The sequence below is a fragment of the Abiotrophia defectiva ATCC 49176 genome (assembly GCF_037041345.1).
In the GTDB taxonomy this organism is placed as follows: domain Bacteria; phylum Bacillota; class Bacilli; order Lactobacillales; family Aerococcaceae; genus Abiotrophia.
The window spans coordinates 1,198,779-1,211,636 of the sequence record NZ_CP146287.1 but is presented as its reverse complement, the minus strand read 5'-3'; the positions used below and the strand labels follow the sequence as shown (position 1 = coordinate 1,211,636).

Sequence of the window (12,858 nt, the reverse complement as noted above, 5' to 3'; positions counted from 1 at the left end):
ACCCGTGTTGGCTCCATTCAGGGGCTGGCATGGGGCTTTTTTCCTAATGAAGGAGAGAAAGCCATGCAAGAATGGCAAGCTGGCATCCACTATCAGGCGGTTGCCTCCACTAAATATAAAACCAACCAAGTCATTATAAAGGCTATCTTACCTTATCAAGCTGAGCGGGCGGCGGCCTGGTCCTTGCTGGCTCGTATGATGGAAGACGGGAGTGATCGTATTCCAAGTAAGGCGGCCCTAGAAGGAATTCTGGCCCAACTCTATGGTGCCTCTCTATCAGTAGGGGTCCAACGTAAGGGGCATTTTCTAGAATTTGTTATGGCAAGCCAAAGTGTTCGGCCAAGTCTGGTTCAGATGCCTGACTTAATGCCGGCTTGGCTAAACTTAATGGGGCAGTTATTGTTTGAACAGGAGTCGTTAGCCCTAGCCACGCCTCAATCTCAGGCTCGGTTTGAACGGGAGCAGGCCTTTCAGCTACAACGCATTAAGCGGATGAGCGATGACAAACGACGCTTGGTGGTTCAAAAACTTTACCAGGAGCTTTACCGTGAGACTCCTGACAATGCCTTGGCCAATCTAGGGGATGTGGCCAGAGTCCAAGCCCTGACTCTAGCTGATCTGGCTAAGGCTCATAGGGAAATTTGCCAGGAAGCCCAATTCTATCTCGTCAGCAATGGTGATTTGACCGATAGTGACTTGATTAAGTGGCTAGAGAGCTGGTCACTAAAGGGTCGCCAGGCTGACTGGGATTATGGTGATAACTATCTGGCCTTAGATAAGCCTTTGTCAACTGATAATCTAGGCCAATTGATTGAGGAAAAGGTTCAGGGCCAGCAAGCTAATTTGGCTATGGCCTTTGCCTTTCCACCGGCCAAGAACCTTAAGGAACGTATTATACTACAAGTGGCCAATGGGATTTTTGGTTACCTACCGGTTTCGCGTCTTTTTACAGAAATTCGGGAGAAGCAGAGTTTGGCCTATGCCATTCATTCTGGCCTAGATTTTCATCGCTCTTTTGCCTTAGTACGGGCGGGTATTAGTCCCGATAAGGTGGGGCATGTTTATGAGGAAGTCCAAGCTCAGTTGGCTGACCTAATGGTGAGTTTGGAAGAAGGGGACTACCTAGAGGAAGTTAAACTGACCCTTTTGAGTGCCGATGTACAGTCGCGAGACTATCAACATTTGGAGACTGATAAGATGATTGCCCAGGATTTGTATCCTGATTTCGATTTGTCGACAGACTACTTTGAATCAGTAGTGAGAGCCCTCAAGGCGGAAGAGGTCATTGCTTGCTTAGGCAAATGGCGTTTGGTGGGGGCCTATGCCCTAGTAGGAGGTAAAGATGAAAGAACACTATCATAAAGTTTTGGATGAAACCTTCTTTGAAAAGGTGCTAGCTAATGGTTTAACCGTTCGCTTGGTACCTAAACCAGGTTACCACCGCAGTTACGGAATTCTGACGACACACTATGGTTCGGTGGATCAAGTGGTGCGACACAAGCAAACGGGAGAAGAAAAGACCATTCCTGCGGGAGCTGCCCATTTCTTAGAACACAAGATGTTTGAAGGCCAAGGAGGACTAGACGCCTTTGCGCTCTTTATGAAGCAGGGGGCTATGGCCAATGCTTTCACCCACTACTTTCAGACTTCCTATCTATTCTCTGCTTCCTATTATATTGAACGCAATGTCGAAACCTTGCTTGATTTTGTGCAGACGCCTTATTTCACAGCAGAAGGCATCGAAAAGGAAAAAGGTATTATCACGCAAGAGCTTTATATGTATCAGGATGATCCACTTGGGGTTTCCTATCAAGCCTTGCATCAAGCCCTCTATCCCGACCATCCCTTAGGAGTGGATATTTTAGGTACGGAAGAAAGCATTAAGGCCACCACTTATGAAGACTTACGCTTGGCTTATGATACCTTCTACCATCCAAGCAATATGAATTTGATTGTGGTAGGAAACTTTGACCCACAAGCTTTACTCGCTGTCATTGAGGCTAATCAAGCCCGCAAAACATTTGAGCCACCTCGCTATCAAAGGGTAGTAGAAGAGGTGACAGCTCCCGTTCTGCCTAAAACTCAGCTTGAGCGAGATATCAGCCAGCCAATTATCGAGTTAGCCTGGCGCTTTGCCCCAGAAAATCTATTGGGCATAGAATTGATTCGCCAACGTATTATTGGGGAAGTCTTCTTCGAATTACTAATGGGACCTATGTCGTCAGCCTATGCTAGCTGGTACCAGCAACAGTGGGTAGATACCAATTTCTACCAGTCTTATCATTTAGACCACAAGATGCACCATTTGGCTATTCATGCCCAGAGTCATCATACATCAGACTTGATTGCTGCAATCAAGGAGCTCTTGGCTAACTGGCAACATAACCCGGATTTGACTGAGGAGCAGTTGAAACAAGTGGTGACAGGGCGCATTGGTGATTTCTTACAACACCTAAATTCCTTGGAGTTCATTGCTTATGAATTGATCGAAGCTGTGATGGATAGTTACGAATTAGCTGATATCCTGACTTGCCTTCAGGAAATCAAACTATCAGACCTCCAGGAATTTGGTCATCAAGTGCTCTCAGGAGCCTCAGAGGCAGTTGAGATCCTAGTTAATCCCGTAAGTGAATAGGCCAAGAGGTCAAGTCCATAGTGGGACTTGGCCTCTTGATTTTTTTAGAAGAAGTTTTGAAACTTTAAGCGAAAATCATTAACCCTCATGTCAGAATATGATATAATACTTTTTGAATGCAGAAAGAAAAGGATGAACGGCGATGAGTGAATTAGGAACTAAATTGCGCGATGCCCGCATTGAAAAAGGATATACCTTAAATACTTTACAACAAATGACAAAAATTCAGAAAAAATACTTGGTGGCGATTGAGGAAGGACGCTTCGAAGAAATTCCTGGTAACTTCTATACTAGAGCTTTTGTTAAACAATATGCTGACATGGTTGGCCTAGATGGGGATAGCCTACTCTTAGATTATCATAATGAGTTAGAAGCGGTAGAACATGGCTTATCTCAATATGATGACCAAGAAGCAGAAGCGATGCCTAGCCGTTTGAACAGAAACCAAGCCCAGTCAGAACAATCGCTCTTAGATCGCTATGCTAAGCACTTGCCAGTTCTCATGCTAGCTGGGGTATTTGTCTTGGTTATGGCCTTTATTACCTGGACCATCTACTCTGTGTCTCAACGAGAGCGGCAACAGCAGGCTAATAATTCTAGTTCTACTAGTCTTGTATCGTCAGTAGAACCAAGTTCGGCAGCTCAACATGCAGCTAGCAGCAGTAGCGAGACTTCTTCTCAAGCTAAGATTGACGGCGCAGAGTTCTTTGGAGATGTCCAAGGAAAGCGCGTATCTGGTGAAGGCGAAGAAACAACCTACGAACTCTATGCGCCGATGAATAAATTTAAGTTCACTGTTAAAGGCAAGAATTATGTCTGGGTAGGTGTCTATGAGGATGAAGAAATCACTATGGATACAACGGTGACTGAAGGTGAAACCTTAGAGATTAAAGTTAAAGGCCAAACCCGAAGCGTCCGCATTCGCCTAGGTTACCCTGAGGGTGGCGAGATTCAGGTGAATGGTAAGACAGTTAAAATCGCTAACGACTATATCACAGATTCTATTGTCTTCCGTCTTCATGCAGATCAGCCGACAGGCTCAAGCACTAATGAAGCTAATCAAGCGGTAGAAAATCAACAAGGCCAAGACCAAAACCAAAATCAAAATCAAAATCAAAACCAAGGCCAAGGTTCTTATCAAGGACCAGCCGTTCTGGATCCTAATCGCCAACAGAACAACGGTAACAATGGCCAATAAGGTCTAGCCATCAGGGAGGATAGTCATGAATATCGCCAATAAGTTAACGCTCTTGCGGATGCTGATGATTCCAGTCTTTATCTTCTTGCTATTAAACCATTCGGCTGACCAAGTTGTGTGGTTAGGGACCGCCATTCCTGTCAATCAAGTCTGGGCCGCTGTGGTTTTTGCCCTAGCGAGCTTTACGGACTTCCTTGATGGCTACCTGGCGCGCAAATACCAATTAGTGACCTCTTTTGGGGCTTTCTTCGATCCCATGGCTGATAAATTGCTAGTCATGGCTGCGCTGATTTTACTAGTCCAATTAGGCTCTGTACCGGGATGGGTGGTTTTCATCATTCTAGCCAGAGAATTGATGGTGACGGGCTTAAGAGTATTGATTGCCCAATCCAATGGTAAGGTGATGGCAGCCGCTATGCCGGGCAAAATTAAGACGACGACACAGATGCTAGCTATTATCTGCTTCTTATTGCAAGATATGGGGCGGTCAGTCTGGGGCTTCTCCCTGGCTAATCTCTTGCTTTATGTCTGTCTATTCTTCACCATTTACTCGGGTTTAGAATATTTTTATCATGCCCGCTTCGTCTTTTCTGACGGGCTTAAATAAGATAAAAACACCAAAATTAAAAGTCTGAATCTATGGTTCGGGCTTTTTTCTTTGCCTTTTGGGCCTGGAAATATAGGACTTAGGGAAGCAAAAGAGAAAAGTACACTATAATCGCACTCAATTAGTTTATTAGAAAGAGAACTTCGCTAATTTTGGTTGATTACAACAAGCCTGTAACATATTTGTTATCCGGCACCCCTTGTAACTTGCGGATACTTTGATACAATAGGAATGAAGTAACTATCGAAAGGAAGGTGTCATATGCAACTCTGGATTTTAGTTTGTATTTTATTAGTTGTAGCCATCGTCTTATTTGCCTTATCCATTTATGTCAAAGATGACAACGTTCAAGACCAATTGGACGAATTTACGGCTCAACAATCACAAGAATTCTATGCCATGAAAACTCGTTTAGCTGAGCTTGAAAAGGCAGCCCGTGAACAAGAAGCTGTGGCGGTTGAAGCACCTGCTCAAGTAGGCAATCACTACGTGGAAGCTGAAGCAGAACCAGCCTTGGAATTAGGACTGGATGATGTATCAGATTTGACCCGTGAAGAAGTGATTCGTCTCTACTCGCAAGGCTACACCATGCATGAGATTTCTCACCATGTGGCTTTATCACAAGAAATTATCCAAACTATCGTTGACGATTATATTGAAAATCGCTAACAAAGGACAAGGAGGACTAGTATGAAATTATCGCGTAACACATTACGCTCGCTAGCTGTTGGTTTCTTAGCATCAGCAGTGGTAACAGCAGCTTTTGCCTTGTCACAAGGACAATTACCTGTCCAAGGTGTCAATGGGACCAACCTTTTAAACGGAGGGTCGACGACTGCTAATGCGGATCAACAAGCTCAATTGGATGCTTTATCAAGCGAAAAATCGGCCTTAGAATCAACTCAAAATGTCTTGAATGCTTCTTTAACTTCTTTAAAAGAACAAGCATCACGTCAAAGTAGTGAATTAGAAGCTTTGAAGAGTCATTCGGCTTCAAGTGCTAGCAATGAGTCATCTTCTTCTAGCAGTGAAGGCTCAAGTTCAAGTGAAAGTGACCAAGCTAACAACCAAGCAGAGACAGGTCAAGAGCAGAACAATGGCACAAGTACTGAAGGAACATCAGCACCTAGAAACGGTCAATGGACCACTGAAGGTGGTAACTTCACTGTTAATCCTGGGGACACATCCGAAGATGTTGCTCAAAACTTGTATAATGCTGGGATTATCAGCTCACCAGATGTCTTCTTGGAAGTGGTAGAACAATGGGATCTATCAACCCTTCTAATTGCAGGTACTTACGAGCTGAACTCAGGTATGAATGTTAATACAATCGCAGAAATTTTAACCAATGGGGCCTACTACTGGCAACCATAGTAATAAAGAGGTGGGGTTGAATACTCCACCTCTTTTTTTGTGCAAATAATAGGGAATAAGCAGATAAATTTAAAAAAGTGGCAAAATCATGAGAATAATCAGCTTCTAGACTAGAATTTTTTCTCATAATTGTGTAAAATAAGGAAGAGAGTATCTAAATTGCATTAGGAGGCGATTAAATGGAAGATACAAAGAAACACCGCGTATTAATTATTGAGGATGAGAAAAACCTAGCGCGCTTTGTTGACTTAGAACTTCAGCATGAAGGCTATGAAACAGCCATCTGTCATGACGGACGAAAGGGCTTGGAGACTGCCCTTAATCAGGAATGGGATGTTATCCTATTAGATTTAATGTTACCTGAATTAAATGGTCTAGAAGTCTGCCGTCGAATTCGTCCCATTAAGGACACCCCTATTATCATCATGACGGCGCGTGATTCCGTTATTGACCGCGTATCTGGTCTAGACCAAGGAGCAGATGACTACATTGTTAAGCCATTTGCCATTGAGGAATTATTGGCGCGCTTGCGGGCGCTCTTCCGTCGCATTGACCATAACAAGGAAGAGAAGAATCAATCCCAGCAGTCATCCGTTAAATACCGCAATTTGGTCATCGAGAAGAAAGGCCGCATTGTTAAACGTGATGATCAAGTCATTGATTTGACCAAGCGTGAGTACGAACTCTTACTCTACTTGATGGAAAATCTCAATACCGTTATGTCTCGTGAAGTCCTGCTAGACAAGGTCTGGGGTTACAAAACGGAAGTCGAAACCAATGTGGTGGATGTCTACATTCGCTATCTCGGCAACAAAATTGATGTTCCTGGCAAGGATTCTTATATCCAGACCGTTCGCGGGACAGGCTATGTCATGAGAACCTAGTCATGAGATTACCGAGTTTCCAGCTTAAACAGCCACTTTCGCTTAAATGGAAGTGGAGTATCTTATTATTTTTAGTCTTTAATCTTATTGGGGTTGCCAGTTTAATGGGATACCGGCACTTGAGTCAAGAACAAGCCCTCGCCGCCATCAAGGCTAATGGCCAGATGCGCTTGGATCAAACACAATCTGTTCTTAAGGCAGCCAAATTAGATATTGATCGACTGGGGACCAATGCAGAAAATGCAAGGGCAGATGACTTGTCTCTTTTAGCGGCTTTGGAAAATCCTGAAACTAGTTTGCGTCTCTATAATAGTGCCAATCAATTAGTTTACGAGACACGTCGTCTGGATGTGCCGACTGTGGCAGCATCGCCGCAAGTGGATATCTATCCGTATAAGAAACAACTTTTGGTCATAGGAACGGTTAGTCTGCCAGGAAGGGATGGGGCGAATGGGGGAACCCTACAATATATCTACCGTCCTCTTCAATATCAGGACTGGTTAGCTAAGCAACAGCAGCTAAGTAGTTGGGTCTTGGTCGCCATATTAATATTTTCCCTTGTGTTTGCCTATGGTTTAGCGCGTTATCTTTTACTTCCTTTGGAGTATCTTAATAATACGCTGGACTTGGTGGAAGAAGAGAGTTTGTCGACCATCCGGATTCGCAAACCACGCAGTAATGACGAGTGGAGTGATTTGAACATTCATATCAATCGCCTCCTGGACAAAATTGATGGCTATGTTCAAAATCAAAAGCAATTTGTGGAAGACGTCTCTCACGAATTGCGGACGCCAGTCGCCATTGTAGAAGGGCATTTGCAGATGCTTAATCGTTGGGGCAAGGACGATCCTGAGATTTTGGCTGAGTCCATTGACGCCTCTTTGCAAGAAATCACCCGTATGAAGGACCTGGTCCAAATGATGTTAGACTTATCGCGGGCAGAACATGCTGAGGTCGACTATAAGGATGAAATGACCGAAATTTATGCCACTACGCGCCAGGTCTTCAATAACTTCGTTATGCTCTATCCTAATTTCCGATTTTATCTGGACTCGGAAGGGGAGGACAAGGAACTTTATGTCAAAATCTATCGAAATCACTTTGAGCAGATTTTGATTATTCTCCTGGATAACGCGGTCAAGTATAGTACCGATCGCCAAGAAATCCATATCGCGGTTAGTGCTTCCTTCACGACGGTCGAAATCGCTATTCAAGATTTCGGTGAGGGTATGAGCCAGGAAGACAAGCAAAAGGTCTTCGGACGCTTCTACCGTGTGGATAAGGCACGTTCCCGCCAGAAAGGTGGGAATGGCTTAGGCCTTAGCATCGCCAAGCAATTGGTGGATAGTTATAAGGGTCGGATCTATGTGGAGAGTGTGCTCCACCATGGTTCTATTTTCTATGTAGAATTCCCAATCTTGCTGGACAAGGCAGAAATTGAGAAGAACAAGAAGAAGGTTTTGGCCAAAAATTTATAAGCCTAGAGAGGATGGGAAGCTTCCCATCCTTTTATTTATGATTGAATTAAGACGCGTCACCCCTCGGGCTAGAGGATGATTTTGCCTTGACTAGACGAAAATACTTGAAAAAGAGAGCGTATTTTTATATAGTTAGAAGGTGAAAACTTTCGGAAATGAGTGAAGTAATTTTGAAAAAACAACGTAACTGGCAATTGATGGCCCTCTTGGTCGTCGTTGTATTGATTGCATCAGGCTGTGTGTCCTATGATGCTAATGGTCAACCTTATGGGGCGGTCTATGAATATCTGGGTAAACCAGCCGCTGCCTTCCTAGATTTCTTAGCTGGCTTCTTATTCAATAGCTATGGTTTAGCTATTATCATTGTGACCTTGCTAACACGGGTCTTCATGTTGCCATCCTCCCTGAAGATGACGCGTGATACCATGATTAGCCAGGCGCGTATGAAGGTGGCCCAACCAGAAATCAACGAGATTCAAGAAGAAATCAATGCAAGTAAGGACCCAGCAGAGCGTGCTCGCTTGCAACAAGAGTTGATGGGTGTCTACAAGAAATACAACATCAACATGCTAGGTGGTTTATCTGGCTGCTTGCCACTGCTCTTGCAAATGCCAGTCATCTCGGCCGTTTATGCCGCGATTCGTACTTCGACAGCTATTCAAAACTCTACTTTCTTAGGTATCCAGTTAGGGCAACGTTCAACCCTCATTGTGATTCTGGTGGTTGCTGTGTCGATTCTTCAAAGCTGGCTCATGCAAAAACAAATGCCAAGCACACCAGGTAATGAGAAGGCCGGTCAAACAAGCCAAGTTATGTTCTGGATGAATCCAATCCTCTTTGGTTGGATGACTTGGACAACAGATGCTGGTTTAGGTCTCTACTTCTTGGCGGGGGCAGTCTTCATGATTGGACAACAGCTCTATACTAACCATGTGGTCAAACCAAAGATTCAAGAAATCATCGACCAAGACATGGCCAACGTACAGGTAACGCCACGCCGTCCGCGTAAGGATGTAACGGCCCAAGCAACCAAGGAAGCTAACCGTAACCGTCTTGTGCCAACTAAGGAAAGCGTTGGGGCTGCAGGCTCAAAACGCCGCAATGCTGGTAAACAAACACGACGTTAATTATAAGATGAGAGGCTGAGAAATCTCAGCCTCTTTTACTTTTGCCAGAAGGTAGGGTGGCCTGGAAAAAGTCTTGATCAATATGAGAGCAAGTAGCCAAAAAAGTCCCTAAAAATAGGGCTAGAAACTTTTCTATTGGGGGCTTTTGTGGTAGAATAAAACTATTGATTTACTGCAAGTAATGGAAGGTATGGAGGTTCGAAATGTCAGCAAGTCGTGGGTTACTCATTGTCTTATCTGGCCCGTCCGGAGTAGGGAAAGGGACAGTGCGGGCAGCAGTCTTTGCCAATAATCAGTTTCAGTATGTATACTCAGTGTCAGCCACTACACGCGCTCAGCGCCCAGGGGAAGTTGATGGCAAGGATTATTATTTTGTAAGTCGCGAAGAGTTCGAGACCATGATCCAAAATGAGGACCTACTAGAATATGCTGAATATGTGGGTAACTATTACGGTACCCCTATTCAAAAAATTGAAGAAAACCTGGCTGCCGGTCACGATGTCTTCTTGGAAATTGAAGTTCAAGGTGCCATGAAGGTTAAGGAGCGTATGCCAGAAGGAATCTTCATCTTCTTAGCACCACCTAACTTGGAAGAGCTAGAATCCCGGATTACAGGTCGGGGCACAGATGCCGCGCATGTCATCCAAGAGCGCATGGCGACAGCCAAGGAAGAAATCGAATTGATGCAGCATTATGACTATGTCGTAGTTAACGACCAAGTCCAACATGCAGTCGACAAGATTAATGCCATTATTCAATCAGAACATCTCAAGGTCGAACGTGTAGTGGATCAAATCCGACACGACATGGAAACTTATTACGAAAAGGAGCGGATTTAGCCATGATGTTATACCCATCAATTGATAAATTATTAGAGAAAGTACCTTCCAAATACAGCTTGATTATTTTAGCTAGCAAACGATCACACGATTTGCAAGTCTACCAGAACCCACAACTAGACAAGTATGAGTCAGTTAAGGCCGTAGGTAAGTCACTCGAAGAAGTCATTGACGGCAAATTATATATCAAAGAAGACTAGTCAAGAAACTACTATGAGGACGTGTGTATGCAGTTCATATCATAGTAGTTTTTTCTACAAATTCCCCTGAATTTATTCGGAGAAAGGAGCCTGCCCATGTTTGTCAAGGTGATTGTCGATATCCCGGCCGCCCAAGTCAATCGACCCTTTGATTACCAAGTCCCTGAGGCCTATCAGGATAGTCTACAACTCGGTATGCGGGTACAAGTTCCTTTCGGCAATCGCCAATTGCTTGGCTTTGTGGTGGGCATTCACCATACCAGTGACTTCAAGGGGACACTCAAGCCCATTACAGCAGTCCTAGACTATGAATCCTTTATTAACGAGGAGCTACTAGACTTGAGTGAGCATTTGGCCCAGACCTTACATGCCTTCCGCATTAATGTCTTGCAAGCCATGTTGCCTGCCATGCTCAAAGTCAAATATCAGAATATCTTTTTAATTCATCAACCCCAAGCTCTCAGTGAGTATCAGGTACCAAGTGACTGGCTCAATCAGAGCCAACTTGACAAGGACCAGGTAGAGACGCAGTTAAGTCGCAAGCAAATCAAGCAACTATTAGACCAGGGCGTACTGGAGTTAGTCTATCAGGTCCAAGACCAGACCACCTCTAAGACCCAGACCATGATTGAGTTGGCTATGCCGGCTGAGTCAATCAAGCAAATTATCCAAGACTTACCCGCTAGAAGCCAAAAAGTAGCCCAACTCCTGACCTATCTCTTAGCATCAGGTCAGCCTCAGTTGGAGCAACAAGCGCTCTTGGCAGCCAGCCAAGTCAGTGCCAGTAGCCTTAAGACTGCCCTCAAACATGGCTATATCAAGTCCCAAAAGGTCAGCGTCTATCGGGATCCTTTGGCTCATCTGGAGGTTGAGCAGAGTCATAGTCGGACCTTGACGGTGGCTCAGGAGGCGGTCTATGAGCAGATTGCCCAGGCACTAGAAGAACATCAGGACCAGACCTTCCTGCTAGAAGGCGTCACCGGTAGTGGCAAGACCGAAGTCTATCTGCAACTGATGGCCAAGGCCAGCCAAATGGGGCGGGGCGCCATTCTACTAGTTCCTGAAATTGCCTTAACCCCGCAAATGGTACGTCAGGTTAAGAGTCGTTTTCAAACTGGGGTAGCGGTCTTGCACTCAGGCTTGACAAACTCTCAGAAATACGATGAGTGGCGCCGCATTATTCGGGGCCAAGCCACCATTGTGGTAGGGGCCCGGTCTTCCATTTTTGCGCCTATTCGTGATCTAGGTCTAGTCATCATTGACGAAGAACATGAGACGACCTACAAGCAATCGGATACGCCACGCTATCATGCCAGAGAAGTGGCCATCTGGCGCTGTCACTATCACCAGGCACCGCTGCTTCTGGGGTCGGCGACCCCTTCACTTGAGTCTCGCTCGCGCGCTCAGGTAGGTCGTTACCAACATCTGCGTCTGCCTGAACGTGTGAACGGACGGCCTTTGCCGCCAGTTACCCTGGTGGATATGACCAAGGAAATGGTCCAACAAACCACGGACGAATTATCTTCTGTCCTCAAGGACAAGATTGCTGACCGGCTAGCCAAAGGGCAACAGATTGTACTCTTACTCAATCGGCGAGGCTATGCCTCTTATATGCTCTGTCGGGAATGTGGTCAAGTCATTCAATGCCCGCGTTGCGATATTTCCTTAACCTATCACAAGCATGAGCATCGGCTCAAATGCCATTACTGTGACTACCAAAGCCCAGTACCTGACCACTGTCCTAACTGCTATAGTGACTATCTCAGAACTTTTGGCTTAGGAACTCAGAAGATTGAGGAATTACTCAATCAGCATTTTCCTGACGCGCGTGTAATCCGCATGGATATGGATACCACACGCAAGAAGGGCCAACACGAAGCCCTCTTGGATCGCTTCCGTCGCCATGAAGCGGATATTCTCCTAGGAACTCAAATGATTGCCAAGGGTCTGGACTTTGAGAACGTGACCCTAGTCGGCGTAATCAATGCCGATACGGCTCTCAACCTACCGGATTTCCGAGCAGGGGAGAAGACCTTCCAACTCTTGACCCAAGTAGCTGGTCGAACAGGCCGGGGACGTTTCGAAGGTGAGGTCCTGATTCAAACCTATAATCCAGACCACTATGTTATGCAATTGGCCCAGCAACATGATTATGAGTCCTTCTTCTACTATGAGATGAAGCGACGTCATCTAGGCCATTATCCGCCTTATTTCTATACCACTTTAATTACAATTTCTAGCAAATACCAAGCCAAGGCCCAAGCTATGAGTCATCAAGTTAAGCAAGCCCTCTTAGCAAGCGGGGCAGCCATTGAGATGCTTGGTCCCAGCCAGGGCGCGATTGCTCGGATTAATGAACGCTATTATTTCCAACTCTTACTCAAGTACAAGGATGGTCAAGTCATCAAGGAAAGCCTCGGGACAATCTTGGACCAATCTCAGCTTGAAGCCAAGCAGGGGATTTATATCACCATTGACCACGAGCCACTCTTTTTCAACTAGTGAGGTGTATCGAA

At 45.2% G+C, this 12,858-nt stretch carries 12 protein-coding genes; all 12 read left to right on the top strand.

Annotated features, from left to right (window positions below; translation table 11 throughout):
- Window positions 1-63 precede the first annotated feature (63 nt).
- Window positions 64-1,362, top strand: coding sequence for a M16 family metallopeptidase (locus V7R82_RS05660; protein ID WP_311465332.1), 1,299 nt, complete (start codon window positions 64-66; stop codon window positions 1,360-1,362).
- Complete coding sequence (yfmH, locus tag V7R82_RS05655) at window positions 1,343-2,635, top strand: EF-P 5-aminopentanol modification-associated protein YfmH (protein WP_311465334.1); 1,293 nt, start codon at window positions 1,343-1,345, stop codon at window positions 2,633-2,635. Before V7R82_RS05660 ends, yfmH begins: the two co-directional genes overlap by 20 nt.
- Window positions 2,636-2,777: 142 nt before the next feature.
- The gene (locus tag V7R82_RS05650; protein ID WP_311465335.1) at window positions 2,778-3,833 is read left to right on the top strand and encodes a helix-turn-helix domain-containing protein; all 1,056 of its coding nucleotides are present in this window, start codon (window positions 2,778-2,780) and stop codon (window positions 3,831-3,833) included.
- Window positions 3,834-3,858: 25 nt separating this feature from the next.
- On the top strand, window positions 3,859-4,440 hold the full coding sequence (gene pgsA / locus V7R82_RS05645) for a CDP-diacylglycerol--glycerol-3-phosphate 3-phosphatidyltransferase (protein WP_291427281.1): 582 nt from the start codon (window positions 3,859-3,861) through the stop codon (window positions 4,438-4,440).
- Between the two features lie 261 nt (window positions 4,441-4,701).
- On the top strand, window positions 4,702-5,109 hold the full coding sequence (locus V7R82_RS05640; protein ID WP_070755458.1) for a hypothetical protein: 408 nt from the start codon (window positions 4,702-4,704) through the stop codon (window positions 5,107-5,109).
- A 21-nt stretch (window positions 5,110-5,130) separates the two neighbouring features.
- Complete coding sequence (locus V7R82_RS05635) at window positions 5,131-5,814, top strand: endolytic transglycosylase MltG (protein WP_338541839.1); 684 nt, start codon at window positions 5,131-5,133, stop codon at window positions 5,812-5,814.
- A 179-nt stretch (window positions 5,815-5,993) separates the two neighbouring features.
- Window positions 5,994-6,698: a response regulator transcription factor gene (locus V7R82_RS05630; RefSeq protein WP_338541837.1), complete on the top strand. Its 705-nt coding sequence runs from the start codon at window positions 5,994-5,996 to the stop codon at window positions 6,696-6,698.
- A 2-nt stretch (window positions 6,699-6,700) separates the two neighbouring features.
- Window positions 6,701-8,176, top strand: a complete 1,476-nt coding sequence (locus tag V7R82_RS05625; protein WP_338541835.1) for a HAMP domain-containing sensor histidine kinase — start codon at window positions 6,701-6,703, stop codon at window positions 8,174-8,176.
- Window positions 8,177-8,331: 155 nt separating this feature from the next.
- A complete protein-coding gene (gene yidC / locus V7R82_RS05620) occupies window positions 8,332-9,303 on the top strand; it encodes a membrane protein insertase YidC (RefSeq protein WP_070755461.1) in 972 nt (323 codons plus the stop codon).
- Between the two features lie 203 nt (window positions 9,304-9,506).
- Window positions 9,507-10,142: a guanylate kinase gene (gene gmk / locus V7R82_RS05615; protein WP_023390785.1), complete on the top strand. Its 636-nt coding sequence runs from the start codon at window positions 9,507-9,509 to the stop codon at window positions 10,140-10,142.
- A 2-nt stretch (window positions 10,143-10,144) separates the two neighbouring features.
- Window positions 10,145-10,342 carry a DNA-directed RNA polymerase subunit omega gene (gene rpoZ, locus V7R82_RS05610; RefSeq protein ID WP_023390784.1) on the top strand — a complete coding sequence of 66 codons (198 nt, stop codon included), beginning with the start codon at window positions 10,145-10,147 and terminating at the stop codon, window positions 10,340-10,342.
- A gap of 96 nt (window positions 10,343-10,438) precedes the next feature.
- The gene (gene priA, locus V7R82_RS05605; protein ID WP_338541830.1) at window positions 10,439-12,844 is read left to right on the top strand and encodes a primosomal protein N'; all 2,406 of its coding nucleotides are present in this window, start codon (window positions 10,439-10,441) and stop codon (window positions 12,842-12,844) included.
- Window positions 12,845-12,858: the final 14 nt, after the last annotated feature.

Excerpts from the sequence above, each read along its gene's own strand:
- gmk (WP_023390785.1), top strand. The coding sequence starts at position 9,507 with ATGTCAGCAAGTCGTGGGTTACTCATTGTCTTATCTGGCCCGTCCGGA.
- priA (WP_338541830.1), top strand. The coding sequence starts at position 10,439 with ATGTTTGTCAAGGTGATTGTCGATATCCCGGCCGCCCAAGTCAATCGA.
- V7R82_RS05660 (WP_311465332.1), top strand. The coding sequence starts at position 64 with ATGCAAGAATGGCAAGCTGGCATCCACTATCAGGCGGTTGCCTCCACT.
- V7R82_RS05650 (WP_311465335.1), top strand. The coding sequence starts at position 2,778 with ATGAGTGAATTAGGAACTAAATTGCGCGATGCCCGCATTGAAAAAGGA.
- V7R82_RS05625 (WP_338541835.1), top strand. The coding sequence starts at position 6,701 with ATGAGATTACCGAGTTTCCAGCTTAAACAGCCACTTTCGCTTAAATGG.
- V7R82_RS05640 (WP_070755458.1), top strand. The coding sequence starts at position 4,702 with ATGCAACTCTGGATTTTAGTTTGTATTTTATTAGTTGTAGCCATCGTC.
- rpoZ (WP_023390784.1), top strand. The coding sequence starts at position 10,145 with ATGATGTTATACCCATCAATTGATAAATTATTAGAGAAAGTACCTTCC.
- V7R82_RS05635 (WP_338541839.1), top strand. The coding sequence starts at position 5,131 with ATGAAATTATCGCGTAACACATTACGCTCGCTAGCTGTTGGTTTCTTA.
- yfmH (WP_311465334.1), top strand. The coding sequence starts at position 1,343 with ATGAAAGAACACTATCATAAAGTTTTGGATGAAACCTTCTTTGAAAAG.
- V7R82_RS05630 (WP_338541837.1), top strand. The coding sequence starts at position 5,994 with ATGGAAGATACAAAGAAACACCGCGTATTAATTATTGAGGATGAGAAA.
- yidC (WP_070755461.1), top strand. The coding sequence starts at position 8,332 with ATGAGTGAAGTAATTTTGAAAAAACAACGTAACTGGCAATTGATGGCC.
- pgsA (WP_291427281.1), top strand. The coding sequence starts at position 3,859 with ATGAATATCGCCAATAAGTTAACGCTCTTGCGGATGCTGATGATTCCA.